The following is a 24,915-nucleotide window of genomic DNA, read 5'->3' as shown; positions in this document are numbered from 1 at the left end:
GGCGGCGCTGCACGTTCGACGGCGAGGGGACCCGTCGGCCGGGAACGGAACGACAGAGCGGGAGGAACGGAACATGACGCGTGTGCGGCCGATGCTGGACGGGGTGCCGGAGACCCTCTTGTGGACGTTGTACAACCGGGCGTTCGAGGCGGGCCGCCCCTATCCGGTGCTGGACGATCCGATGGCGCTGCGGCTGCTGGCGGACCTGGACTATCCCTTCGAGGAGCGGTTCGGGCGGCCCGACCCGTTCAACTCGCAGGCACAGGCGCTGCGGTCGCGCTGCTTCGACCTGGCCGTGCAGGAGTATCTCGCCGACCGTCCGGAGGCCACCGTGGTGGCGCTCGGCGACGGTCTGGAGACCGGCTTCTGGCGGGTCGACAACGGCAGGCTGAACTGGCTGAGCGTGGAGCTGCCGGAGGTGGCTGAGCTGCGCCGCACCCTGCTGCCCGCGTCGGACCGGCTGCGGACCCTGTCCGCTTCGGCGACGGATCCGGCCTGGCTGGACGAGATCGAGGACCCGGAGGGCCGGGGTGTGGTCGTCACGGCGCAGGGGCTGCTGATGTACCTGCGGCCCGCCGAGGTGCGCAGGATCCTGGCGGCCTGCGCCGAGCGGCTGCCGGGCGGGGTCCTCGTCCTGGACTCGATGGCGCGATGGCTCGCGAAGGGCACGGTGGCGGGCACCTCGAAGGTGGGAGACATGACGATCCCGCCGATGCGCTGGGCCATGGACCCGCGCGAGCGCGGGAAGCTGCGCAGTGCGCATCCGGCGATCACCGAGGTACGCGCTCTGCGGCTGCCGCGCGGGCGGGGTGCGATGGGCGAGCTGATCCGGATCCAGGACCTGCTCCCCGGGCTGCGGACCCTCACGCCCGCGATCACCCAACTGCGGTTCGGGGACCGGACAGCGCGCTGAAGGGGGCCGGAAATCGCGGCAGGTACTGTTCGGCGGGGAGCCCGGCTCCCCGGCCCACACCACGTATCGACCCGCGAGGCAGACCTCCGTGAATCTGGACGACTTCTCCGACCTGATCGAACGCCCCGACGGGGGTGTACGGCGCGATGCCGAGGAACGCCGGGAGCGGTTCATCGTGCCGCCCGGAGCCCTCGGCCGCCTCGACGAGCTGGGGGAATGGCTCTCTGCCGCTCAGCAGGCCGTACCGGTCAGGGCGATCGAGCAGCCCCGTGTGGTGCTGTTCGCCGGTGATCACGGGGTGGCCGAGCTGGACGTGTCCGGCCGCGCGGCCGGCAGCGCGCATGAGCTGGTGCGCGCCACGCTGGAGGGTTCGACGCCGCTCGCCGTGCTGGCCCGCCGGTTCTCCGTGCCGGTGCGGATCGTCGACGCCGGTCTGGACTGCGAGCCCGGACTGTTGCCGGAAGCGGTCGTACGGACCCGGGTGCGGCGGGGCAGCGGCCGGATCGACGTCGAGGACGCCATGACGGCCGAGGAGGCCGAGCGGGCGGTGCGCCTCGGTATGGCGATCGCCGACGAGGAGGCCGATTCGGGCACCGATCTGGTGGTGCTCGGTGACCTGAGCGTGGGCGGTACGACGGCCGCAGCCACCCTGATCGCGGCGCTGTGCGGCACCGACGCCTCGGTGGTCACCGGGCGCGGCGGTGCGGGCATCGACGACCTGGCCTGGATGCGCAAGTGCGCGGTGATCCGTGACGCGCTGCGCCGGGCCAGGCCGGTGCTGGGCGACCAGTTGGAGCTGCTGGCCACGGTGGGCGGTGCGGATCTGGCGGCGATGACCGGCTTCCTGCTGCAGTGCGCGGTGCGCCGGCTCCCGGTGATCCTGGACGGCGTGGTCTCCGCCGCGTGCGCGCTGGTCGGTCAGCGGGCCGCGTTCCGGGCGCCGGACTGGTGGCTGGCGGGGCAGGTGAGCGGTGAGCCGGCGCAGGCGAAGGCCCTGGACCGGATGGCGCTCAACCCCCTGCTGGACCACGGCGTCATCGTGGGTGAGGGAAGCGGGGCGTTGCTCGCGCTCCCGTTCGTCCAGGCCGCGGCCGCGCTGGCGGCGGAGCTGCCCGAACGTGCGCCGGAAGCCGACGAGGAGGACGTGAAGGACGACGCCGAGGAGGCCTCCGCGGACGGAGAGGCAGGGCCGGACACCCCGGCCGGGGAGTGACGGCCGGCGGCTGAACCAGCGGACTGCGGCCGTCCGGACACCGGCCGCAGCGCGGCCTCTTTCATGAAGCGCGATGCCCCATATGATCGCTTTTCATGGGAGAGGTCCGATTGGCCAGCGAGGAATCCGGGCGGGCTGCCGTCCGGCCGCGGAGCACCGAACGGTCGCGGCGCAGCGCGGCCTTCGCCATCTGGTACCTGCGCGTCGTGTCGTTCGTCAATTTCCTGAGCGCCGTCTGGGTCACCTTCGGCCAGGACCTCCGGCGCCACAACACCGAGAACTACTTCACGCCCTACCTGCTCACCGCGGGCTTCTCCTCCGGGGTCGTCGCGCTGTTCCTCGCGGTCACGATGCGGCGGCGCAAACGGGCGGCGTGGATCGTCAACATGGTCCTGAGCGGCCTCACGCTGCTGCTGTTCGCCGTGGTGATCGGCTTCCCGGAGGTGCGGCGCTACCCGCAGAACTGGATCTCGCTGGCGCTGACCGCCGCCTTCGTCCTCGCGCTCGTCCTCGGCCGGCGGGAGTTCTACGCGAAGGGTGACCGGTCGAACCCGAAGCTGGCCGCGCTGGTGGCCGTCGGCGGGCTGCTGCTCACCTCGCTGATCGCCGCCGGTCTGGTCACACTCACCAACACCGCGCACGACGAGCACCGTTCGACGTTCCTGGACCGCTGGCGCTACGGCGCGCTGCGGCTGGTCTCCGTCGCGGCCGACGACTCCCGGTTCCCCGGCATCACGACGCCGGGCTGGGTGAACGTCGCCATTAACATCCTGTCCACGCTGCTGCTCATCGCCGTGGTGTACGCGGCCTTCCGGGCCCGTCGCGCGGTCGACCCGATCGCTCCCGAGGACGAGGCGGCTCTGCGCGCCCTGCTCGACAAGCACGGGGAGCGGGACTCGCTCGGCTACTTCGCACTGCGCCGCGAGAAGAGCGTCGTCTGGTCGCCGACGGGGAAGGCCGCCGTCGCCTACCGGGTGGTCGGCGGGGTCTCACTGGCCTCCGGCGACCCGATCGGCGACCCCGAGGCCTGGCCCGGTGCGATCGACCCCTGGCTGGCCGAGGCGCGCGCGCACGGTTGGATCCCCGCGGCGATGGGGGTCAGCGAGGAGGGCGGCACGGTCTACGCCCGGCACGGCCTCGACGCCCTGGAGCTGGGCGACGAGGCGATCGTGGAGACCGCCGAGTTCACCCTGGAGGGGCGGGCGATGCGGACCGTCCGCCAGGCGTACAACCGGGTGAAACGGGCCGGTTACGAGGTGACGGTGCGCCGGCACGCGGACATCCCCGTGGCCGAGATGGCCGAACTGGTGCGCCGGGCCGACGACTGGCGCGACGGCGCCACGGAACGCGGCTTCTCCATGGCGCTGGGCCGGCTCGGCGACCCGGCCGACGGACAGTGCGTCATGCTCGAATGCCGCGACGCGGCCCCCGCCGACGGGGGCGGGGCCGGTGCGCTGCGCGCCGTACTCAGCTTCGTCCCCTGGGGCCCGAACGGCCTCTCGCTGGACCTGATGCGCCGTGACCGGGACGCCGAGAACGGCCTGATGGAGTTCATGGTCATCGAACTGCTGCAACGGGCCGAAAAGATCGGCGTCACCCAGGTGTCGCTGAACTTCGCGATGTTCCGCTCCGTCTTCGAGCGCGGATCACGGCTCGGGGCCGGGCCGGTGCTCAGACTCTGGCGCTCCCTGCTCAGCTTCTTCTCCCGGTGGTGGCAGATCGAGTCGCTCTACCGCGCGAACGCCAAGTACCGGCCGATCTGGGAGCCGCGCTACCTGCTCTTCGAGAAGAGCGCCGACCTGCCGCGCATCGGGATCGCCGCGGGGCGCGCCGAAGGCTTCCTCGAGGCGCCCGGACTGCCCAAGTGGCTGCACCGTTCGCAGCTCGGACCGCGTGGATGACCCCGCTGCGCCCGCTCGGCCGGGCGGCCCGCCGGGAGTGGGGTCCGCTGTGGACGACGGTGCGCACGGCACTCGCCACTGAGCGGCTGCGCGCCGTCCCGCTGACCGTGACGGCGGTCTGTCTGACGGCGCTGCTCCAGGTGGTGCAGAACAGGCCCTGGGGCTACGCACCGGTGCAGGCGCTCGGGGCGGTGCGGGCCGAGGATCCGCTGTGGGCGGCTCTGCTGCGTACCCCGTTGTCCCTGTTCGTCCCCGCGCTCGACCTGCCCGTGTGGGGTGCGCTGGCGCAGGTGCTGCTGGTGTTCGGGATCGCCGAGATCTGCCTGGGCCGGTGTCGGACGCTGTTGATCGCGTACGCCGCGACGCTGGCCGGGACGCTGTACGCACGGATCGGCGTCGCCGTGGGCCCCGAAGGGTTCTTCGGCCTGCCCGGCACCGACGGCCAGGTCGTCGACACCGGCCCCTCCGCGGCGGTGGTCGCCCTGGCCGTCTGCGTCTGCTGCGCCTACCGGGCCTGGTTCACCGGCGGGCTGGTGATCGTGGCGATGGTGGCGGAGGTCGCGGTGAAGGACAACCTGGCGGGCAAGGAGCACCTGGCCGCCATCGCCGCGGCGCTCGCGCTGTGTGCGGTCCCGCCCCTGCGCGGGCGGCGCCGTCAGGGTTTGGGCGAGGGGGCCGGGACCCGGTCGGGCGCGCCCCCGATCAGATCCTGGAATCTGCGTCGCGGCCCGGCCCAGCGGCGGTCGTGGTGGTAGGCGCGCAGGACCGATCGGGACCGGGCCCGGTGCCGGTTGCGGTAGAACCGCTTGGCCCACATCGAGGTCGGTCTGGCCAGCCGGGCCGCCCCGACCAGGGCCACGAACGGGATCAGGGTCCCGACCACCGCCATCCGCGCCTTGCCCTTGAACAGCGCGATCAGTACGAAGCAGAAGTTGACGACGAGCGTGAGGACGACGCCGAGACGGCCCTGTTGCTGGTCGTCGCTCAGGTCGTCCACGCCGAGCGGGGAGAAGCCGCCGAGCACCAGCAGGACGAGGGCGGCCGTGAGGACCACGACCTCCACGCTCTGGCGGCCCTGTTCGGTCCAGTACACGTCGTCCAGGTGCAGGATCAGGGCGAACTCGTCCAGCACCAGCCCCGCACCCATGCCGAAGACGACCGCGCAGGCCCCGGCCGCGAAGCCGTGCTTGCCGCTCGCCACCGCACCGAACCCGCCGACCACGCTCAGCACCACACCCGGCACCACGTGGTGGACATGGACCCCGCCCGGCGTGATGTTGCCGAACGGCCCCTTGCCGGCCCGGATCATCCGGGTGATGACCCGGGTGATGGCGAACGTCAGGACGAAGGCGCCCAGAGCCAGGAGCAGGGGCAGCTTCCCCGGCTCGATGATGTTCCGATCGAACCAGTGACCCATCCCACCCACTCCCGATAAGTCGCTTCCGCGCCGTTATATGACGTTCCGGACAATCTATCGGGCGCGCCCACCGATTAGCCTGCGCGCCGTGACCTCCCTGAACAGCCACGGCCTGCGTTTCGCTTTCGGCACCCTCACCGTGCTCCCCGTCCGCGTCACCCGCTGGGACCGCGGGACCGCCCGGGCCGGGATGCTGTGCGCCCCCGTGGCCGGCCTCGTCGTGGGGGTGCTCGCGGCGGTGCCCGGCAGCCTGTTGCTGCTGCTGGGCTCGGGGCCCCTGCTCGCCGCGGTCGCCTCCGCCGCGGTCCCGGCGGCCCTCACCCGGGGGCTGCACCTGGACGGTCTCGCGGACACCGCCGACGGCCTGGGCAGCGGCAAGCCCGCCGCCGACGCGCTGCGCATCATGAAGCAGTCGGACATTGGGCCGTTCGGTGTGATTACCCTGCTGTTCGTCCTGCTCGCCCAGGTGGCGGTCCTTCAGCAGGCGTACGCGCAGAGCTGGGCGCAGGGCGCGGTGGCGGCCGCCGTGTCCGCGGTCGTCGCCCGGCTGGCGCTCACCCTGGCCTCCCGCCGCGGCGTCCCGGCGGCCCGCCCGGAGGGACTGGGCGCCGCGGTCGCGGGCACGGTCCCGGCCGCGGGTGCGGCGGCCGCAGCGGCCCTGACGGTGGCTGCCTGCGCGGGCGCCGGGGCGCTGCTCGGCGGGTACGGCGCGCTGCGCTGCGCCCTCTCCGCCCTGGTCGCGCTCGCGGTGGCGCAGCTGCTGCTGCGGCACTGCGTGCGGCGCTTCGGCGGGGTGACCGGCGATGTGTTCGGCGCGCTGGCGGAGACGGCGGCGACGGTGACGCTGGTGGGGCTGACCCTCGGCTGAGCCTCTCGGACGCCCCGTCAGGCTGCCGCCGCCGGGCACTGCTCCCGCCAGACGCCGAGCTCGTACTTCTTGAGCAGCGAGCTCAGCCCCAGCCGCCGGGACTGTGCGCAGAACCGCGCCACGGGCAGTTCGTACTCCACGTGGAAGACCGCCTTGCCCGCCTCGACGAACGGGGTGAGCTCCTCGCACTCCTCGTACTGGGCGCACTGCTCGTTGACCGCGAAGTCGAAGTCCCCCACCAGCTGGGGGATCTGCGGAAGATCGTTCTTCAGGCCGACGGCGAGGTGGTGACGGTGAGCGACGCGGGCGATGAGCCGGTTGTAGCGCAGCTGGTCGGCGGCGGTCAGCGGGAAGCCGCTCGCATTGCGGTAGCCGTCCATGTTGTCGGGCTCGACCGCGTCGAAGCCCTTCTTCGCACACATGGAGATCCGGCTCTCCATCAGCGGCTCCAGGACCTCGGTGCGCCGGATGTCGAGCCAGCGCTCCCCCTTCCAGCCGTTGCCCTTGCCGAGGACCGCCGTGGGGAACCTCGCCGCGTCGGGGCGGAAGTCCTCCCAGGCGCCCGTGGACAGGTAGCAGATGACCTTGCGCCCCTTGCGGTGCAGCTCTGCCACCCGGTCCGCGTCGTGGTCGAAGCCGTCGATGTCGTACACCGGCGCGTCCACGGTCGTGTCCAGCCGGCCGGAGAGCTGCCACTGCCAGTCGGTGCCCGGTTCCGGCTGCCAGCGCGCCTCCGCGGACCGCCCGGAGGGGGCGGGGGACGGGGCGGAACCGGGTGCCGAGGTGCAGCCGGCCAGCATCACCAACAGAATCAGTACGGTGACGGGCAGCGCCGCCGGCCGGCCGCCCGCCCGGGCAGCCATCCGGTCGTTCATCGTTCCCCCTGGGATTCGTTCACGGGACGTCCGCCAACGCCTCGTCGGTCGCGGTCCGTTCCGCCGGGAAGATCACCCCGGCGTGACAACCGTAGGCCCGCCGCGGCGCACTGACGGCCCGCCGCCGTAATCGGGCAGCAAAGGCGCGCGTAGGCTCATTCCCGGCACATCGCGGCGTCTACGATGCGCCGGGCACGGTCGGCCACCCCCTCGGCCAGCACAGTCCGACAAAGAACTCAACGGAAGCGAGATTTCACCACCGTGACTGCTCTCACTCTCAGCACTGCCGGTGCGGCGACGCTGCGCGCCGACGCGCTCGTCGTCGGCGTCGCCAAGGGCGCCGGCTCCAAGTCCGGGGACCTGGTCCTGGCACCGGGCGCCGAGGCCGTGGACAAGGCGTTCGGCGGGAAGCTCGCCACCGTCCTGGCGACCCTGGGCGCCTCCGGTGCCGAGGGCGAGCTGACCAAGCTCCCCGCGCCCGACGGCCTGAAGGTCCCGGTCGTCATCGCGGCCGGACTCGGCCCGGTCCCGGAGAAGGACGGCGCGTACGACGCCGAGGCGCTGCGCCGGGCCGCAGGCTCCGCCGCCCGCTCGCTCGCCGGCTCGAAGAAGGCAGGCTTCGCGCTGCCCGTCGCCTCCGTCGAGGACGCCGAGGCCGTCGCGGAGGGCGCGCTGCTGGGCGCGTACGCCTTCACCGCCTACCAGGGCGGCGAGAACAAGCTCGCCCCCAAGGGTGCCAAGGCGAACGGCGTGAAGCTGCCGCTCGGCGAGATCGCCGTCCTCGGCGCCAAGCCGCGCGACAAGGCCTTCAAGGCCGCCGCCGAGCGCGCCGTCGCGCTGGCCGAGGAGATCAACCGCGCGCGCGACCTGGTCAACACCCCGCCGAACGACCTGTACCCCGAGTCCTTCGCCGCCGTGGCCACCGCCGCCGGCAAGGAGCACGGCATCAAGGTGCAGGTCCTCGACGAGAAGGCGCTCGTCAAGGGCGGCTTCGGCGGTCTGCTCGGCGTCGGCCAGGGCGCGGCCCGCGGCCCGCGCCTGGTGAAGCTCGCCTACACGCACCCCAAGGCGGAGAAGACCCTGGCCCTCGTGGGCAAGGGCATCACCTACGACTCGGGCGGCATCTCGCTGAAGCCGGCCGGCCACAACGAAACGATGAAGTGCGACATGGCCGGCGCCGCCGCCGTGTTCGCGACCGTCGTCGCGGCCGCCCGTCTCGGCCTGCGGGTCAACGTCACCGGCTGGCTGGCGCTCGCCGAGAACATGCCGTCGGGCAACGCCACCCGCCCCGGTGACGTGCTGCGCATGTACAGCGGCAAGACCGTCGAGGTCCTCAACACGGACGCCGAGGGACGGCTCGTCCTCGCCGACGCGCTGACCCGCGCCTCCGAGGAGAACCCGGACGCCATCGTCGACGTGGCGACCCTGACCGGCGCGATGGTGCTGGCCCTGGGCAACCGCACCTTCGGCATCATGGCGAACGACGAGGCTTTCCGTACCTCGATCCACGAGATCGCCGAGGAGGTCGGTGAGGCCTCCTGGCCGATGCCGCTCCCCGCCGACCTGCGCAAGGGCATGGACTCCCCGACCGCCGACATCGCCAACATGGGCGAGCGGATGGGCGGCGGCCTGGTGGCCGGTCTGTTCCTGAAGGAGTTCGTCGGCGAAGGCATCGCCTGGGCACACCTGGACATCGCGGGCCCGGCCTTCCACGAGGGTGCCCCGTACGGCTACACCCCGAAGGGCGGGACCGGATCCGCGGTCCGCACCCTGGTGAAGCTGGCGGAGCGCACCGCGGCCGGAGACCTCGGCTGAGGCAGCCGTCGACGTACGGCCCCGGGCATACGTCCGGGGCCGTACGTGTTGCATCCACGGCACCGCGGCAGGGGGCCGGGCAGGTTTCGCTCTCGACGAAATCCATCCGTCCCTACGCAGCGGTAACCCCTTGGGACGGACGATCATCCGTCTCAGACACGGGCCCCGCGTCCCGCCCACCGTCAACAAGTGCGAAGATGGGTTCTCGGCAGGACAGGGCCCCCACCACAGGGCCGAAAGACAAAAGCGGCCGAACACCAGCCGACCGGCCGGTCACACCCCGATGACGGGGCCCGGCATCCGGCGCACATGCATGGAGGACGTGACGTGGCGAACGACGCCAGCACCGTTTTCGACCTAGTGATCCTCGGCGGTGGTAGCGGCGGTTATGCCGCGGCCCTGCGCGGAGCGCAGCTGGGCCTGGACGTCGCCCTGATCGAGAAGGGCAAGGTCGGCGGCACCTGCCTGCACAACGGCTGCATTCCCACGAAGGCCCTGCTGCACGCCGGTGAGATCGCCGACCAGGCGCGCGAGGCCGACCAGTTCGGTGTCAAGGCCACCTTCGAGGGCATCGACATGGCGGCCGTCCACAAGTACAAGGACGACGTGATCTCGGGCCTGTACAAGGGCCTGCAGGGCCTCATCGCCTCCCGCAAGGTGCACTACATCGAGGGTGAGGGACGGCTCTCCTCCCCCACCTCGGTGGACGTGAACGGCCAGCGCATCCAGGGCCGCCACGTGCTCCTGGCGACCGGCTCCGTGCCGAAGTCGCTCCCGGGCCTGGAGATCGACGGCAACCGCATCATCTCCTCGGACCACGCTCTGAAGCTGGACCGCGTTCCGAAGTCCGCGATCGTGCTGGGCGGCGGCGTCATCGGCGTCGAGTTCGCCTCGGCGTGGAAGTCCTTCGGCACCGAGATCACCATCGTCGAGGGCCTGAAGCACCTGGTCCCGGTCGAGGACGAGAACAGCTCGAAGCTTCTTGAGCGCGCGTTCCGCAAGCGCGGCATCAAGTTCAACCTCGGTACGTTCTTCCAGAGCGCCGAGTACACGCAGGACGGCGTCCGGGTGACCCTCGCCGACGGCAAGACCTTCGAGGCGGAGCTGCTGCTCGTCGCGATCGGCCGCGGCCCGGTCTCGCAGGGCCTCGGCTACGAGGAGGCCGGCGTCGCGATGGACCGCGGCTACGTCCTCGTCGACGAGTACATGCAGACGAACGTGGAGACGATCTCGGCCGTGGGCGACCTGGTCCCGACCCTTCAGCTGGCGCACGTCGGCTTCGCCGAGGGCATCCTCGTGGCGGAGCGTCTGGCCGGCATGAAGACCGTCCCGATCGACTACGACGGTGTCCCGAAGGTGACGTACTGCCACCCCGAGGTCGCCTCCGTCGGCATCACCGAGGCCAAGGCCAAGGAGCTCTACGGCGCGGACAAGGTCGTCGCGCTGAAGTACAACCTCGCGGGCAACGGCAAGAGCAAGATCCTCAAGACCGCGGGCGAGATCAAGCTCGTCCAGGTCAAGGACGGTGCCGTGGTCGGCGTCCACATGGTGGGTGACCGTATGGGCGAGCAGGTCGGCGAAGCCCAGCTGATCTACAACTGGGAGGCGCTGCCGGCCGAGGTCGCGCAGCTCATCCACGCCCACCCGACGCAGAACGAGGCAATGGGCGAGGCGCACCTGGCCCTCGCCGGCAAGCCCCTGCACTCCCACGACTGATCAGTCGACGGGCGCGACGACCGACCACTTCCGCATTTTCGTTAGGAGCAACTGAAACCATGTCGGTTTCCGTAACCCTTCCGGCGCTCGGCGAGAGCGTCACCGAGGGCACTGTCACCCGCTGGCTGAAGGCCGAGGGCGAGCGCGTCGAGGCCGACGAGCCGCTGCTCGAGGTGTCGACCGACAAGGTCGACACCGAGATCCCGGCCCCCGCCTCCGGCATCCTGGCCTCCATCAAGGTCGCCGAGGACGAGACCGTCGAGGTCGGCGCCGAGCTGGCCCTGATCGACGACGGCACCGGCGCCCCCGAGGCTGCCGCAGCGCCGGCCGCCGAGCCCGAGGCCGCCCCGGCCCCCGAGGCCGCCCCGGCCGAGGCTCCCGCCGCCGCCCCGGCCCCCGCGGCCGAGGAGCCGGCAGCTGCCCCGGCCGGTGGCGCCTCCGGCACCGACGTCACCCTGCCCGCGCTCGGCGAGAGCGTCACCGAGGGCACCGTCACCCGCTGGCTGAAGGAGGTCGGCGAGGAGGTCTCGGAGGACGAGCCCCTCCTCGAGGTCTCCACGGACAAGGTCGACACCGAGATCCCGGCCCCTGTCTCCGGCGTGCTGCTGGAGATCGTCGTCGCCGAGGACGAGACCGCCGAGGTCGGCGCCAAGCTGGCCGTCATCGGTGCTCCCGGTGCCGCCCCGGCCGCCGCTCCGGCTCCGGCCGCCGCCGCTCCGGCTCCGGCTGCCCCGGCTCCGGCCGCTGCTGCCCCGGCTCCGGCCGCCCCCGCACCGGCTGCCCCGGCTCCGGCTCCGGCGGCTCCCGCCGCGCCCGCCGCCGCTCCGGCGCCGGCCGCTCCGGCTCCCGTGGCTGCCGCTCCGGCTCCGGTCACCCCGGCCGCCCCGGCCGCGACCTCCGGTGACGACGGCGCGTACGTCACGCCGCTGGTCCGCAAGCTCGCCGCCGAGAACGGCGTCGACCTGGGCACGGTCAAGGGCACCGGCGTCGGTGGCCGCATCCGCAAGCAGGACGTCGTCGCCGCCGCGGAGGCCGCCAAGGCCGCCGCCGCCGCTCCGGCTCCGGCCGCCGCCGCCCCTGCGGCGAAGGCCGCGCCGAAGCTCGAGGCGTCCCCGCTGCGCGGTCAGACGGTCAAGATGACCCGCATGCGCAAGGTCATCGGCGACAACATGATGAAGGCGCTGCACTCGCAGGCCCAGCTGACCTCGGTCGTCGAGGTCGACGTCACCAAGCTGATGAAGCTGCGCAACAAGGCGAAGGACGCGTTCGCGGCCCGGGAGGGCGTCAAGCTCTCCCCGATGCCGTTCTACGTCAAGGCCGCCGCCCAGGCGCTGAAGGCCCACCCGGTCGTCAACGCCCGGATCAACGAGGACGAAGGCACGATCACGTACTTCGACTCGGAGAACATCGGCATCGCCGTCGACGCCGAGAAGGGCCTGATGACCCCGGTCATCAAGGGCGCGGGCGACCTCAACATCGCCGGTATCTCGAAGAAGACCGCCGAGCTGGCCGGCAAGGCCCGCGGTGGCGGCCTGACGCCGGACGACATGTCCGGTGCCACCTTCACCATCAGCAACACCGGCTCGCGCGGTGCGCTGTTCGACACCGTCATCGTGCCTCCGAACCAGGCAGCCATCCTGGGCATCGGTGCCACGGTCAAGCGTCCGGCGGTCATCGAGACCGCCGAGGGCACCGTCATCGGCGTCCGCGACATGACCTACCTCTCGCTCTCCTACGACCACCGTCTGGTGGACGGCGCGGACGCCGCCCGCTACCTGACCGCCGTCAAGGCGATCCTGGAGGCCGGTGAGTTCGAGGTCGAGCTCGGCCTCTGAGCACCGGAGTTGTAACCAGCCTCACCAGCGGCGCCCCCGTCCGGAACACTCCCGGGCGGGGGCGCCGCCGTATTGTCTAGACACCACCGGTCGCTCCGGCCGCCGTGTCGGTGCAGGCAGCACCGGTTTGCCCCGAAGGAGCCCCTCATGACCCCGCCCGTCGTCCACTCGCTGCGCGAACAGATCCGCGAGCACATCGTGGACGGGATCGTCAGCGGGCGCTGGAAGCCGGGCGAGAGGATCGTGGAGCGGCGCATCGCCACCGAGCTGGAGGTCAGCCAGACGCCCGTGCGCGAGGCGCTGCGCGAGCTGGAGACGCTCCGGCTGATCGAGTCCGCGCCCAACAAGGGCGTCCGGGTCCGCAACCTCACCGCGGCCGACCTGGAGGAGAGCTACCCGGTCCGGGCCGGTCTGGAGCAGATCGCCGCCGAGCTGGCGGCCCCGGGGCTCGGCGAGGACTGCTCGCTGCTCGCCCCGCACGTGGCGGCCCTGTACGAGGCGGACCGGCTGGCCGACGGCGAGGCTCAGGTGCGCCACACCGTCGGGTTCCACCGGGAGATGGTCCGGGCGGCCGGCAACGCGGTCCTGCTGCACACCTGGGAGGGACTGGGCATCGAGGTGTTCACGGCGCTCTCGATCCGCTGGCTGGGCACGGTGCAGAAGTCGTACGCCGAGGAGCACGAAGCGCTCATCGAGGCGTTCCTGCGGAAGGACCCGGACATCGGGGTGCTGGTCAAGGCCCATGTGCTCGGTTGCGCGCCGCGCGCCTGAGGCCGGCGCGCGCTGCGGTGCGCATGTGTCGTGAGGGGCGCTCGCCTGTGCAGGTGAGCGCCCCTTTCGTCCGGTAAATCCCGTCACTCCGTGCCCTGTTTCGCGGCACCCCATGCCACTTTCTTCATATCGAGAAGTTTTGCCTTTCATCCTTTGATCGATCATCGATCGGAGCCTTACAGTTCACTCCGCGGGCCCACCGGCCCCATCGCCCTGTCCTGCCAGTCAGGGACTTCTCCACCCCCCTCCTCACCGGAAGGCGGCGATCATGACCGACCCCGTAGGAAAGCTTCCGAGCGAGCTCGACCAGCTCCCGGACCGCGACCCGGAGGAGACCGCTGAATGGGCGGCCTCCCTGGATGCCGTCACCAAGGCCGCGGGCCCGCACCGCGCCGCGTATCTGATGCGGCGCTCGCTCCAGCACGCCGAGGGCGCCGGTCTCGCGCTGCCCAAGCTGCTGGAGACCGATTACGTCAACTCCATCCCCACCGCCGCGGAGCCCGCCTTCGACGGCGACCTGGAGATGGAGTCCAGGATCACCGCGTGGAACCGCTGGAACGCGGCCGCGATGGTCACCCGTGGCTCGCGCTTCGGCGTCGGCGGCCACATAGCCACCTTCGCCTCGGCCGCCTGGCTGTACGAGACCGGCTTCAACCACTTCTTCCGCGGCAAGGAGGGGGACGGCTCCGGCGACCAGCTCTACATCCAGGGCCACGCCTCCCCCGGCATCTACGCCCGCGCCTTCCTCGACGGCCGGCTCAGCGAGCAGCAGCTCGACAACTTCCGCCAGGAGGCGGGCGGCGACGGTCTGCCGTCCTACCCGCACCCGCGGCGGCTGCCCTGGCTGTGGGAGTTCCCCACCGTGTCGATGGGCCTCGGCCCGCTCTCGGCGATCTACCAGGCGCGCTTCAACCGCTACCTGGCCAACCGCAACATCAAGGACACCTCGAACTCGCACGTCTGGGCCTTCCTGGGCGACGGCGAGATGGACGAGCCCGAGTCGACCGCCGCCCTCGCCCTCGCGGCGCGTGAGCAGCTCGACAACCTGACCTTCGTCATCAACTGCAACCTGCAGCGCCTCGACGGTCCGGTCCGCGCCAACTTCCGCGTGGTCCAGGAGCTGGAGGGCGCCTTCCGCGGCGCCGGCTGGAACGTCATCAAGACGCTCTGGGGCAACGCCTGGGACGAGCTCTTCCAGCTCGACACCACCGGTGCGCTGGTGCGCCGGCTCCGCGAGGTTCCGGACGCCCAGTTCCAGACGTACGCCACCCGCGACGTCGCCTACATCCGCCAGCACTTCTTCGGCACCGAGCCCGCGCTCGCCGAGCTGGCGAAGCTGCTCACCGACGCGAAGATCGCGGAGTGCTTCTACACCTCCCGCGGCGGCCACGAGGCCCGCAAGGTGTACGCGGCGTACCGGGCGGCCGTCGAGCACAAGGGCGCGCCGACCGTGATCCTCGCCCAGACGGTGAAGGGCTACACGCTCGGCAAGGGCTTCGAGTCCAAGAACGCCAACCACCAGATGAAGAAGCTGTCGACCGACGAGTTCAAGAGCATGCGCGAGCTGCTCGGACTCCCGATCCCGGACAGCGCCTTCGCCGACGGCCTGGTGCCCTACGGCCACCCGGGCGCGGACTCCCCCGAGGTCCGCTACCTCCAGGAGCGCCGCGCGGCCCTCGGCGGCCCCGCCCCGGCCCGCCGGGTGCACGCGGTGGCACTGCCCGCGCCCGAGGAGCGCGCGTTCGCCGCGCTCAAGAAGGGCTCCGGCAAGCAGGAGATGGCCACGACCATGGCCTTCGTGCGCCTGGTCAAGGACCTGATGCGGGACAAGGAGACCGGCAAGCGCTGGGTTCCGATCGTCCCGGACGAGGCCCGCACCTTCGGCATGGAGTCGCTGTTCCCGTCGGCCGGCATCTACTCGCCGCTGGGCCAGACGTACGAGCCGGTCGACCGCGACCAGCTCATGTACTACAAGGAGGCCAAGGACGGCCAGATCCTCAACGAGGGGATCACCGAGGCCGGGGCCATGGCCGACTTCATCGCCGCCTCCACGTCGTACGCGACGCACGGCGAGACGATGATCCCGTTCTACATCTTCTACTCGATGTTCGGCTGGCAGCGGACCGGCGACCAGATGTGGCAGCTCGCCGACCAGCTCGGCAAGGGCTTCATCGTCGGTGCCACCGCGGGCCGGACCACCCTGACCGGTGAGGGGCTCCAGCACGCGGACGGCCACTCGCACCTGATCGCGGCCACGAACCCCGCGTCGCTCAACTACGACCCGGCGTTCGCCTACGAGATCGCGGTCATCGTCAAGGACGGTCTGCGGCGGATGTACGGCCCCGAGGCCGAGAACGTCTTCTACTACCTGACGGTCTACAACGAGCCGAAGCCGCAGCCCGCGATGCCGGAAGGCGTCGAGGAGGGCATCCTCAAGGGCCTCTACCGGTTCAAGGAGGGCACGCCCGCGAAGGCGGACGCCCCCCGTCTGCAGCTGATGGCCTCCGGTACGGCGATCCACTGGATCCTGGAGGCCCAGGAACTGCTGGCCGCGGACTGGGGTGTCACGGCCGACGTCTGGTCCGCCACCTCGTGGGGCGAGCTGCGCCGGGACGCGCTGGAGTGCGACGAGGCGCTCCTCCGCGGTGAGCTGCGGGTGCCGTACGTGACCCAGGCGCTGGAGGGCGCACCGGGTCCGGTCCTCGCGGTGAGCGACTGGATGCGCCAGGTGCCCGACCAGATCAGCCAGTGGGTGGAGCAGGACTGGTCCTCGCTGGGCACGGACGGCTTCGGCCTCTCCGACACCCGTGACGCGGCCCGCCGCCACTTCGGCGTCGACGCCCGGTCGGTCACGGTCGCGGCCCTGGCCCAGCTGGCCCGCCGCGGCGAGGTGCCCGCGTCCGCGGTCAAGGAGGCCCGCGAGCGCTACGGGCTCTGACGGCCGCAGCAGGCCCGTCGGGTGATCGAGGACATGCTTTGAGCCAGGCCGGCGCCGGACATCACGTCCGGCGCCGGCCTGGCTGCGCATGAGGCCGGTGGCCGGGGGCGACGCCCACCGCGCAGCGCGGCCACAATGGCCGTATGCGTGCTGCCCGGCTCATCAGAATGGTGCTGCTCCTGCAGTCCCGCCCCGCCATGACCGCCGCCGAGCTCGCCCAGGAGCTGGAGGTGTCGGAGCGGACCGTCACCAGGGACGCCCAGGCGCTGTCCGAGGCGGGGGTACCGGTCTACGCGGACCGGGGACGGGCGGGCGGGTACCGGCTGGTCGGCGGGTACCGGACGCGGCTCACGGGTCTCGCCCGTGACGAGGCCGAGGCGCTCTTCCTCTCCGGACTGCCCTCGGCCCTGCGCGAGATGGGTCTGGAGGACGCCGCCTCCGCCGCCCGGCTGAAGGTGTCCGCGGCCCTCCTCCCCTCCGTCCGGGACGCTTCCGCCAGCGCCTCCCAGCGCTTCCACCTGGACGCACCCGGCTGGTATCAGGAGCCGGTCACCCCCGCGCTGCTGCCCGCCGTGGCCGAGGCGGTGTGGGACGACCGCATGGTGCGCGCCCGCTACCGCCGGGCGGGCCAGGACGCCGAGGCGGAGCGTGAGCTGGCACCCTACGGACTCGTGCTGAAGGCCGGGGTCTGGTACCTCTGCGCCCGCGCGGAGGACGACTTCCGGGTGTACCGGATCGACCGCTTCACGGCGGTGACCTCGCCGGGCACCCGGTTCGTCCGGGACGAGGGCTTCGACCTGCCCGCCTTCTGGGACGAGCGCGCCGCCCAGTTCGCCCGGTCGATCCTGCGGGCCGAGGTGACGCTGCGGCTCTCGGCGGCGGCCGTGCGCGTGCTTCCGCACGCCGTGGACCGCGTCGCCGCCCGGGACGCACTGGCCGCGGCCGGGCCGCCCGGCCCCGACGGGTGGACCACGGTCACGCTGCCGGTCGAGTCCCTGGACATCGCGTACGGTCAGCTGCTGGCCCTGGGGCCGGAGTTGGAGGTCCTGGAGCCGGCCGCCCTGCGCGCCAGGTTCGCGGCGGCCGCGGAAGCACTGCACGCGCTCTATGTGAGGCCGTAAGGCTTCATTTCGGCGTCTGGGCGTGCATCGGCCGTCTCCGGGGCAGATGCTGGACCCGTGATGGACGAGACGGAATTCTGGGAGATCGTCGACAGCACCCGCGAGGCCGCCGACGGCGACCCCGAGGACCATGCCGACCTGCTCGTCGAACGGCTGGTGCAGCTCGATCCCGAATCCGTGCTGGACTTCGCCCGGCATTTCGAGGCCCGCTACAACCGGGCCTACCGCTGGGACCTGTGGGGTGCCGCCGCCGTGCTGCTCGGCGGGGCGAGCGACGACGCCTTCGACTACTTCCGCTGCTGGCTGATCGGCCAGGGCCGGGAGGTCTTCGAGGGCGCGGTGCACGATCCGGACAGCCTGGCCGAACTCCTCGACGACTTCGACGAGGAGCTGGACGGGGACGCCGAGGAGCTGGGTTACGCCGCCGATGAGGCGTACGAGCAGCTCACCGGGGTGGTCGCGCCGGATCTGGGGCTGCCGCCGCAGGCTGCCGAGCCGGAGGGCACGCCGCTCGGCCTGGAGGACGACGCGGCCCTCGCGACGCGGCTGCCCGAACTGTGGCAGCGGTTCGGCGCCGGGTGAGGCACGACCGTCAGGGGCCGAGCGGCCGGCCCATCATCACATCGTCCACATAACGCCCGCCGAGGAAGAACTCGCCGGGCAGGACGCCCTCGACGGTGAACCCCTCCGCCTCGTACAGCGCGCGGGCGGGCGCGTTGTGCCCCAGCACCCGCAGGGTGATGCGGCTCGCCCCCTCGCTCCGGGCCCCCGCGCACGCGGCGCGTATCAGCGCGCGGCCGATGCCGCGGCCCCGCGCCCAGCCGGCCACCGCGAGGCCCTGTATCTGCCGGACATGCGCGTTGCAGGCCAGCGGTGTGGGCGGCACGACGCGGACGTAACCGGCGACGGCCGTCTCGCCCGCCGGGTTGACCGCCTCGACCACCAGGACGTCCTCCGGCCTGTGCCGGTCGTCGAAGAACGGCCCGTACGGCGGCTGCGGCCGTGCCGTGACGGCGTGCAGGGTCGACCAGGTGCTCCGGTCGAGCTCCGCGAGAACAGGACCGTCGTCGAGGACGGCGGGGCGGACGGACGGAGCGGGAGGGGTGAAGGACTCGGCCATGGGCGTCACTGTGCCACGCGTCAGCGGTGGCACATGGGGCAGGATGGGTCCCATGCCGCACTCCCGTATCGCTGTCACCGGATCGACCGGACTCATCGGAGCGGCGCTGGTGCGCTCGCTGCGGGCGGACGGGCACGAGGTGGTCCGGCTGGTCCGGCGGCCGGCGCGGGCGGGGGACGAGGTGGAGTGGGACCCCGGGCGCGGTTACGTGGACGTGGCCGGGCTGGTGGGCTGCGACGCCGTCGTCCATCTCGCCGGGGCCGGGGTCGGCGACCACCGCTGGACCGAGGCGTACAAGCGGGAGATCCGGGACAGCCGGGTGCTGGGCACGGCCGCGATCGCCGACGCCGTCGCCTCGCTGGACGTACCGCCGAAGGTGCTGCTGTCCGGGTCCGCGGTCGGCTTCTACGGCGACACGGGAGACCGCGCGGTCGACGAGGGCGCACCGCCCGGAGACGGGTTCCTGCCGTCGGTGTGTCTGGAGTGGGAGGAAGCCACGGCCGCCGCGGAGGAGGCCGGCGTGCGGACCGTGCACGCGCGCACCGGGCTGGTCGTCGCCCGGGAGGGCGGTGCCTGGGGCCGCCTCTTCCCGCTGTTCCGCGCGGGGCTCGGCGGCCGGCTCGGCAACGGGCGGCAGTACTGGAGCTTCATCGCGCTGCACGACCACATCGCGGCGCTGCGCCACGTCCTGGACACCCCGGAGCTGTCCGGGCCGGTGAATCTGACCGGGCCGGGCCCGGTCACCAACGGCGAGGTGACGGCGGCGATGGGCCGGGTGCTGCGCCGGCCCACCCTGTTCACCGCTCCCGCGCCGGCGCTCCGGATCGCCCTGGGCGGCTTCGCCGAGGACGTGCTGGGAAGTCAGCGGGTGCTGCCCGGACGGTTGCTGGACTCCGGGTTCGCCTTCGCCTTCCCCGGGATCGATGCGGCCATCCGGGCCGCCCTGCGCTGACCCCGCGCCCCAGAAGCCGTCCCCGGTCGCCGCGTTCAGACACGCGTGCGACCCCGTGCTCCGGTGCCCCGGCCCGCGCGCGACTGCGCACAATCCCGCCACCCTCCTAGCCTCATGGCGAACTCACGCATTCCGGTGGCCTGTTGAGGGCAAGAGCCTCCCACCAGTTGCGCCGACTCGGGGAGGGGCACGTGCTCAGCACGGCACACCACGCGGACGTCGTCATCATCGGAGCCGGGATCGCCGGCCTGTCAGCGGCCCACTTGCTGACCAGTGCGGGAGTGAGCGTCAGCATCCTGGAGGCCGGCCCCCGCGTCGGCGGCCGGATGATGACCGAAGAGGTGGACGGGTTCCGCCTCGACCGCATCGGACCGCTTCTCAACACCTCGTATCCGGAGCTGCACGGGACGCTCGGACTCGGCGGTCTCGTCCTGCGGAACTTCGATCCCGGCGTGCTCGTCCACAGCGAGGGCCGCCGGTACCGGACCGGGGAGATACGAAGCCCCCGGGGCTCACGCAGCGCGCGGGGCGCACTCAAGGCGGCGCGCGCCCTCGCAAGCGCCCCCCGGGTGCCCCTGGGCGGGAGCCTCACCGGGGCCATGGGCGGGGCGATCGACCAGGCCCGGCTGACAGCCGCGCTGTCCCGGCTCGCGGCGACTCCTCCGGCCCGCATCCTGGCCCGGCCCGAACGGGCCGCGCTCGACGCCCTGTCCGGCCGCGGACTGTCCACCCGGACGCTCAACGGTTTCGTGCGCCCCCTGCTCACGGCGTTGCTCAGCGATCCCGCGCTCACGACATCGAGCCGGTGCGCCGATCTCGCGCTGCGAAGCTACGCGAGCGGCAGGCTCTGCGTACCGTCGGGGGGTTCGGCCACGCTGCCCGACCTGCTGGCGGCCGCGCTGCCGCCCGGCACCGTACGCACCGGCGTGCACGTCACCTCGGCGGACATCACCGCGGTGCGGACCAAGGAACACGGCGAACTGGGCTGCCGCTCCCTGCTGCTGGCGACCGGGGCGGGCGCCGCGGCCGAGCTGCTGCCCGGTCTGCGCGTGCCGCCCTTCCACCCGGTGACGGTGCTCCACCACACCGCTCCCGCTCCCCCGCCGACCGGTGCGTCACTGCTTCTGGACGCCGACCGCTCGGGTCCGGTCGCGCACACGGCGGTGATGAGCGAGGTCGACCCGTCGCGCGCACCGCGCGGCCGGGTCCTGATCAGTTCCACGGTGCTCGGCACTCCGCCGCCCGCACCGGACCGCACGGTCCGCGCACACCTCGCGGCGCTCTACGGCACTCCCACGGACGACTGGGAGCTGCTGGCGGCCTACCACGATCCGGAGGCGGTGCCCGCGATGCCGGCCCCGCACGACCCCCGGCGCCCGGTCCGGCTGCTCGCGGGGCTGTACGTGTGCGGCGACCACCGCGACACCGGCTCGGTGCGGGGTGCCCTGGCCTCCGGCCGCCGCGCGGCCGGGGCGATCCTCACCGACCTGGGCGTACGACCGGCCTCCGGGCACACCACAGGGCTCCCGGAGGCGGCCTGAGATCCCCCGTCACCCCAGCGCGGCCACCCGCTCGCGGTAGCCGCGGACGGCGGCGGCGTCGCGGAAGGGTTCGAGGCGCCGCTCGAAGTCCCGTACGTACTCCTGGGCGCGCACGGACCGCATCTCGGCGGCCTGTTGCGCGGCCTCCGCACCCAGTCGGCAGGCCTGGTCGAGCTCGCCGAGCCCGAGCCGGGCGGAGGCCAGTACCACTCGGCAGAACAGCCGGCTGCGGGCGTACGCGGGGGCGCGCAGCTGGAGCGAGCGCTCCGCGTGCTGCGCGGCGGCCCGGTACTGCTGGAGGTCGCGGTGGCAGTGCCCGAACTCGTCGGCGAGCTGGGCCTCGTCGAAGTAGCGCGCCCAGTGCGGTGCCTCGTCGCCCGGGCGGGAGGCCTCCAGCGCCCGGTCCGCCCGCGCCAGCGAGGCGGCGCACGCCTTGGCTTCGCCGAGGACCCCGTGCCCGCGTGCCTCGACCGCGTGCAGCAGGGCCAGTACGGCGTGGGGCGCGGACGAACCGACGCCCTGCTGCGCGACCCGCGCCAGCTGGACCGCCTCCCGGCCGTGCCCGAGGTAGACGGCCTGCCGGCTCATGGTGATCAGGACGAAGCTGCCGTAGGCCCGGTCACCGGCGGCCTGGGCCAGCCGTAACGCCTGGACGAAGTAGCGCTGCGCGAGCCCGTGGGCCGCGATGTCGTACGAGGTCCAGCCCGCGAGCCGGGTCAGATCGGCGGCGGCGGCGAAGAGCCGCCGCCCGGTGGCCTCCCCGTACGTGCCGCGCAGCATCGGCTCCGTCTCGTGCTCCAGGTACCGGACAAGGGCCTGCCGGGCGTGGCCGCCGCCGTAGGCGTTGTCCAGGGTGCGGAAGAGCTCGGCGACCGAGCGCAAAGCGGCGACGTCACCGCTGCCGACCCTCTGCCCCGAGCCCCGCTCGGTCTGCCGCTGCCTGGGGACGCCGGGTCCGAGGCCTGCCGGTGTGCCGCCCGGCGCGTGCGGTCCGGCGGGCCGGGACGGGGTGGGCCCGCGCAGGCCGTGCCGGACGCCGGGCCCGGGCGCGCCACCCTGCTCGGGCACCCCGGCGACGGGCCCGCCGGCGGGTCCCCCGGGGCCGCTCCCGCCGGGGTGCTGCCCGTTCACGACGCTGCCGTACGCCGCCCCGTGAGCTCCGGGCGCCATGCGCGGCCCGGCGTGCGCCGGGGCGGCCCCGTGCACCCTGCCGGTCCCGCCCGCGACGGCTTCACCGGCCCGCCCCACCCACTCGTCCGCCCGCCCGATCAGCCAGTCCCGGCTGGGGACGACCAGGCCCGCCGGGGTGAAGGCGATCTTGCGCAGCTCCGCATGGCTGCCGGAGTCCTTGCGCCACAGTCCGCTGACGATGTCGACCGCCTCGGCGGGCGTGGCCGCGAACTCGAGGCCCGCGTAGACCGGCGCGCAGGCGTCCAGGCCCAGATCCTGCGCGGAGAGCCGGCGGCCGAGCCGCCTGGTGAAGACCTCGGCGATCAGCGCGGGTGTGGTGCCCCGCGGCTGCTGGCCGCGCAGCCATCGGGTCACGGAGGTCTTGTCGTACCGCAGGTCGAGGCCGTGTTCGAGCCCGAGCTGGTCCACCCGCCGGGCGAGGCCGGCGTTGGAGAACCCCGCTTCGGTGATGAGCGAGGCGAGTCGGCGGTTGGGGGTGCGCTGCGGAGGTCGTTCCGACATCAGCTGTACGGTCTCCTGCCTACGGGGCCGGGCGGGCAGCCCCTCAGGGACTGTTCTGTGTTCTCCCCGCGGCGTCGCGGTGCTGGGCCCCGGGGAACGGCGCGAATTTAGCGGCCCCCGGGGCAACCCCGGCCGCCTTCGCTGCACATTCATCCGATCGTGTGAGGATTGAGGGCGGCGCTGACGGGAACCACCTGCCGGGCCCCCGCTCCGACGGCGGTCGTACAGTGGCCGAAGGCGCGATTCCGTGCAGGGTGACGTGATGCGGGGACACCCCCGGCCCCCGGCACCGCAAGTAGAGAGGCTGCTGTCGTGACTGAGCTTCGGTTCGTCCGTCTGGGATTCGGCGAGGATGCCGTCGACTACCAGGAGGCCTGGCAGAAGCAGCGCGAGGTGCACGCGGCGCGGTTCGAGGACACCGTCCCCGACACCTGCCTGCTGCTGGAGCACCCGCCCGTCTACACGGCGGGCCGGCGTACCGCGGACAGCGAGCGTCCGCTGGACGGCACCCCGGTCATCGATGTGGACCGCGGCGGCAAGATCACCTGGCACGGCCCGGGCCAGCTGGTCGGCTACCCGATCCAGAAGCTGCCCCGCCCCGTGGACGTCGTCGCGCACGTCCGCAGGCTGGAGGAGGCGCTGATCCGTACGGCCGCCGAGTTCGGCGTGGAGACGAGCCGGGTCGAGGGCCGCAGCGGCGTCTGGGTCCTGGGCGACCCGGTCGAGCAGCGCCCGGCGATCGGCGGGCTGTCGCTCGACTTCGATCCCCGGCTGCAGGACGAGGAGTTCGACGCCCGGCTCAACGGCCCCGAGTACGCCCCGTCCAACGCCGGCCAGCGCCGGGAGGACCGCAAGCTCGCCGCGATCGGCATCCGGGTCGCCAAGGGCGTGACCATGCACGGCTTCGCCCTCAACGTGAACCCGGACAACACCTCGTTCGACCGGATCGTGCCGTGCGGCATCCGGGACGCGGGCGTCACCTCGCTCGCGTACGAACTGGGCCGCGACCTCACCATCACCGAGGTGCTCCCGGTCGTCGAGAAGCACCTCCGGGACGTCCTGGAGAACGCCGAGCTCGCACCGCGGACCATCGAGCGGGCGGACGAGGCCGTGGCCACGGCCTGACCCTCGGAACACCTCCGCGGGAATAGGCCCTGCCGGCCACAGGTTGGGCAGACGTAAAGCCGTTTGAACTACGGGCGTACCCTGGTGTTCGCCGAAGAATCCAATGCAGCGAAAGCAAAGGGGAGTGCCGGAGTGTCCGCTGTCGCACCCGACGGGCGCAAGATGCTGCGCCTCGAGGTCCGGAACAGCCAGACCCCCATCGAGCGCAAGCCCGAGTGGATCAAAACCCGGGCGAAGATGGGCCCCGAGTACAAGCAGCTGCAGAAGCTCGTGAAGGGCGAGGGTCTGCACACGGTGTGCCAGGAGGCCGGCTGCCCCAACATCTTCGAATGCTGGGAGGACCGCGAGGCCACGTTCCTCATCGGCGGTGACCAGTGCACCCGCCGCTGTGACTTCTGTCAGATCGACACGGGCAAGCCGCAGGCCCTGGACCGGGACGAGCCCCGCCGCGTCGGCGAGTCGGTCGTCACGATGGACCTGAACTACGCCACCATCACCGGCGTCGCGCGCGACGACCTGGAGGACGGCGGCGCGTGGCTGTACGCGGAGACCGTGCGCCAGATCCACGCACAGACGGCGGAGCGGGAGGGCGGCCACACCAAGGTCGAGCTGCTGATCCCCGACTTCAACGCGGAGCCCGAGCAGCTCGCCGAGGTCTTCTCCTCGCGCCCCGAGGTTCTCGGCCACAACGTGGAGACGGTGCCCCGGATCTTCAAGCGGATCCGCCCCGGCTTCCGCTACGAGCGTTCCCTGGAGGTCATCACCCGCGCCCGCGAGGCCGGTCTGGTGACCAAGTCCAACCTGATCCTCGGCATGGGCGAGACGCGCGAGGAAGTCAGCCAGGCACTCCGGGACCTGCACGACGCCGGCTGCGAGCTCATCACGATCACGCAGTACCTGCGGCCCACGCCGCGCCACCACCCGGTCGAGCGCTGGGTGAAGCCGCACGAGTTCGTGGAGCTCCAGGAGGAGGCCGACGCGATCGGCTACTCCGGTGTGATGTCCGGACCGCTGGTCCGCTCCTCGTACCGCGCGGGGCGGCTGTTCCAGCAGGCGATCGAGCGGCGCGGCGCGGTGAGCCCGGCGCCGAGCGCGTAGCCGT

20 protein-coding genes are annotated in these 24,915 nt (G+C 72.5%); 16 read left to right on the top strand and 4 right to left on the bottom strand.

From position 1 onward, the window contains the following. Window positions 1-73 precede the first annotated feature (73 nt). The 4 genes from ABZ434_RS16890 to ABZ434_RS16875 all read left to right on the top strand — a co-directional run bounded on the left by ABZ434_RS16890 (window position 74) and on the right by ABZ434_RS16875 (window position 4,782). Window positions 74-913 (top strand): class I SAM-dependent methyltransferase, encoded by an 840-nt coding sequence (locus tag ABZ434_RS16890; RefSeq protein ID WP_359136519.1) that lies wholly within the window; start codon window positions 74-76, stop codon window positions 911-913. Window positions 914-1,001: 88 nt separating this feature from the next. After that, window positions 1,002-2,126, top strand: coding sequence for a nicotinate-nucleotide--dimethylbenzimidazole phosphoribosyltransferase (cobT, locus tag ABZ434_RS16885; protein ID WP_359136516.1), 1,125 nt, complete (start codon window positions 1,002-1,004; stop codon window positions 2,124-2,126). 95 nt (window positions 2,127-2,221) lie between these two features. Next, window positions 2,222-4,027, top strand: coding sequence for a phosphatidylglycerol lysyltransferase domain-containing protein (locus ABZ434_RS16880; protein ID WP_359136514.1), 1,806 nt, complete (start codon window positions 2,222-2,224; stop codon window positions 4,025-4,027). Further along, window positions 4,024-4,782, top strand: a complete 759-nt coding sequence (locus ABZ434_RS16875; protein ID WP_359136511.1) for a hypothetical protein — start codon at window positions 4,024-4,026, stop codon at window positions 4,780-4,782. The genes ABZ434_RS16880 and ABZ434_RS16875 overlap by 4 nt, the downstream gene beginning before the upstream one ends. On the opposite strand, the gene ABZ434_RS16870 is transcribed toward ABZ434_RS16875, so the two are convergent. Beyond that, a complete protein-coding gene (locus ABZ434_RS16870; protein ID WP_359136508.1) occupies window positions 4,683-5,444 on the bottom strand; it encodes a hypothetical protein in 762 nt (253 codons plus the stop codon). The genes ABZ434_RS16875 and ABZ434_RS16870 overlap by 100 nt on opposite strands. Before the next feature lie 88 nt (window positions 5,445-5,532). Here ABZ434_RS16870 and ABZ434_RS16865 point away from each other — a divergent pair, with 88 nt between their 5' ends. Then, a complete protein-coding gene (locus ABZ434_RS16865) occupies window positions 5,533-6,312 on the top strand; it encodes an adenosylcobinamide-GDP ribazoletransferase (RefSeq protein ID WP_359136505.1) in 780 nt (259 codons plus the stop codon). A 17-nt stretch (window positions 6,313-6,329) separates the two neighbouring features. Here the strand turns inward: ABZ434_RS16865 and ABZ434_RS16860 are convergent, their stop codons facing one another. Continuing rightward, window positions 6,330-7,187 carry an endo alpha-1,4 polygalactosaminidase gene (locus ABZ434_RS16860; RefSeq protein WP_359136502.1) on the bottom strand — a complete coding sequence of 286 codons (858 nt, stop codon included), beginning with the start codon at window positions 7,185-7,187 and terminating at the stop codon, window positions 6,330-6,332. A gap of 261 nt (window positions 7,188-7,448) precedes the next feature. Here ABZ434_RS16860 and ABZ434_RS16855 point away from each other — a divergent pair, with 261 nt between their 5' ends. From ABZ434_RS16855 to ABZ434_RS16825, 7 genes are all read left to right on the top strand, one after another. After that, entirely contained in the window at window positions 7,449-9,002 is a 1,554-nt protein-coding gene (locus tag ABZ434_RS16855) for a leucyl aminopeptidase (protein WP_359136500.1), read from the top strand. Between the two features lie 327 nt (window positions 9,003-9,329). After that, a complete protein-coding gene (gene lpdA, locus ABZ434_RS16850) occupies window positions 9,330-10,718 on the top strand; it encodes a dihydrolipoyl dehydrogenase (protein WP_359136497.1) in 1,389 nt (462 codons plus the stop codon). A gap of 59 nt (window positions 10,719-10,777) precedes the next feature. After that, window positions 10,778-12,553: a 2-oxoglutarate dehydrogenase, E2 component, dihydrolipoamide succinyltransferase gene (gene sucB, locus ABZ434_RS16845; protein WP_359136494.1), complete on the top strand. Its 1,776-nt coding sequence runs from the start codon at window positions 10,778-10,780 to the stop codon at window positions 12,551-12,553. 147 nt (window positions 12,554-12,700) lie between these two features. Further along, complete coding sequence (locus ABZ434_RS16840; RefSeq protein WP_136330089.1) at window positions 12,701-13,324, top strand: GntR family transcriptional regulator; 624 nt, start codon at window positions 12,701-12,703, stop codon at window positions 13,322-13,324. Window positions 13,325-13,592: 268 nt separating this feature from the next. Beyond that, the gene (gene aceE / locus ABZ434_RS16835) at window positions 13,593-16,262 is read left to right on the top strand and encodes a pyruvate dehydrogenase (acetyl-transferring), homodimeric type (protein WP_359136490.1); all 2,670 of its coding nucleotides are present in this window, start codon (window positions 13,593-13,595) and stop codon (window positions 16,260-16,262) included. Between the two features lie 143 nt (window positions 16,263-16,405). Beyond that, on the top strand, window positions 16,406-17,383 hold the full coding sequence (locus ABZ434_RS16830) for a WYL domain-containing protein (RefSeq protein ID WP_359136487.1): 978 nt from the start codon (window positions 16,406-16,408) through the stop codon (window positions 17,381-17,383). 60 nt (window positions 17,384-17,443) lie between these two features. Then, window positions 17,444-17,965 (top strand): DUF4240 domain-containing protein, encoded by a 522-nt coding sequence (locus tag ABZ434_RS16825; protein WP_359136484.1) that lies wholly within the window; start codon window positions 17,444-17,446, stop codon window positions 17,963-17,965. A 10-nt stretch (window positions 17,966-17,975) separates the two neighbouring features. On the opposite strand, the gene ABZ434_RS16820 is transcribed toward ABZ434_RS16825, so the two are convergent. Beyond that, complete coding sequence (locus tag ABZ434_RS16820) at window positions 17,976-18,503, bottom strand: GNAT family N-acetyltransferase (RefSeq protein ID WP_359136481.1); 528 nt, start codon at window positions 18,501-18,503, stop codon at window positions 17,976-17,978. A 52-nt stretch (window positions 18,504-18,555) separates the two neighbouring features. Here ABZ434_RS16820 and ABZ434_RS16815 point away from each other — a divergent pair, with 52 nt between their 5' ends. Together ABZ434_RS16815 and ABZ434_RS16810 are read left to right on the top strand one after the other, a co-directional pair. Then, window positions 18,556-19,455 (top strand): TIGR01777 family oxidoreductase, encoded by a 900-nt coding sequence (locus tag ABZ434_RS16815; RefSeq protein WP_359136479.1) that lies wholly within the window; start codon window positions 18,556-18,558, stop codon window positions 19,453-19,455. 167 nt (window positions 19,456-19,622) lie between these two features. Continuing rightward, window positions 19,623-20,996 carry an NAD(P)/FAD-dependent oxidoreductase gene (locus ABZ434_RS16810; RefSeq protein ID WP_359136592.1) on the top strand — a complete coding sequence of 458 codons (1,374 nt, stop codon included), beginning with the start codon at window positions 19,623-19,625 and terminating at the stop codon, window positions 20,994-20,996. A 9-nt stretch (window positions 20,997-21,005) separates the two neighbouring features. Here ABZ434_RS16810 and ABZ434_RS16805 read toward each other — a convergent pair whose 3' ends face one another. Continuing rightward, window positions 21,006-22,688, bottom strand: a complete 1,683-nt coding sequence (locus tag ABZ434_RS16805; protein WP_359136476.1) for a regulator — start codon at window positions 22,686-22,688, stop codon at window positions 21,006-21,008. Window positions 22,689-23,000: 312 nt separating this feature from the next. Here ABZ434_RS16805 and lipB point away from each other — a divergent pair, with 312 nt between their 5' ends. Both lipB and lipA read left to right on the top strand, forming a co-directional pair. After that, a complete protein-coding gene (gene lipB, locus ABZ434_RS16800) occupies window positions 23,001-23,813 on the top strand; it encodes a lipoyl(octanoyl) transferase LipB (protein ID WP_359136473.1) in 813 nt (270 codons plus the stop codon). Between the two features lie 132 nt (window positions 23,814-23,945). Next, entirely contained in the window at window positions 23,946-24,911 is a 966-nt protein-coding gene (lipA, locus tag ABZ434_RS16795; RefSeq protein WP_359136470.1) for a lipoyl synthase, read from the top strand. Window positions 24,912-24,915: the final 4 nt, after the last annotated feature.

It is taken from the genome of Streptomyces sp. NPDC005761, assembly GCF_040630635.1.
In the GTDB taxonomy this organism is placed as follows: Bacteria; Actinomycetota; Actinomycetes; order Streptomycetales; family Streptomycetaceae; genus Streptomyces.
Note: the sequence above shows the minus strand (reverse complement) of the source record. Positions and strands in the feature narration are given on the sequence as shown.

Bases quoted from the DNA above. Each gene is read 5' to 3' on its own strand.
- ABZ434_RS16875 (WP_359136511.1), top strand. From the start codon at position 4,024: ATGACCCCGCTGCGCCCGCTCGGCCGGGCGGCCCGCCGGGAGTGGGGT.
- sucB (WP_359136494.1), top strand. From the start codon at position 10,778: ATGTCGGTTTCCGTAACCCTTCCGGCGCTCGGCGAGAGCGTCACCGAG.
- ABZ434_RS16880 (WP_359136514.1), top strand. From the start codon at position 2,222: ATGGGAGAGGTCCGATTGGCCAGCGAGGAATCCGGGCGGGCTGCCGTC.
- ABZ434_RS16890 (WP_359136519.1), top strand. From the start codon at position 74: ATGACGCGTGTGCGGCCGATGCTGGACGGGGTGCCGGAGACCCTCTTG.
- ABZ434_RS16870 (WP_359136508.1), bottom strand. From the start codon at position 5,444: ATGGGTCACTGGTTCGATCGGAACATCATCGAGCCGGGGAAGCTGCCC.
- ABZ434_RS16820 (WP_359136481.1), bottom strand. From the start codon at position 18,503: ATGGCCGAGTCCTTCACCCCTCCCGCTCCGTCCGTCCGCCCCGCCGTC.
- ABZ434_RS16825 (WP_359136484.1), top strand. From the start codon at position 17,444: ATGGACGAGACGGAATTCTGGGAGATCGTCGACAGCACCCGCGAGGCC.
- ABZ434_RS16805 (WP_359136476.1), bottom strand. From the start codon at position 22,688: ATGTCGGAACGACCTCCGCAGCGCACCCCCAACCGCCGACTCGCCTCG.
- ABZ434_RS16840 (WP_136330089.1), top strand. From the start codon at position 12,701: ATGACCCCGCCCGTCGTCCACTCGCTGCGCGAACAGATCCGCGAGCAC.
- aceE (WP_359136490.1), top strand. From the start codon at position 13,593: ATGACCGACCCCGTAGGAAAGCTTCCGAGCGAGCTCGACCAGCTCCCG.
- ABZ434_RS16830 (WP_359136487.1), top strand. From the start codon at position 16,406: ATGCGTGCTGCCCGGCTCATCAGAATGGTGCTGCTCCTGCAGTCCCGC.
- ABZ434_RS16860 (WP_359136502.1), bottom strand. From the start codon at position 7,187: ATGAACGACCGGATGGCTGCCCGGGCGGGCGGCCGGCCGGCGGCGCTG.
- ABZ434_RS16815 (WP_359136479.1), top strand. From the start codon at position 18,556: ATGCCGCACTCCCGTATCGCTGTCACCGGATCGACCGGACTCATCGGA.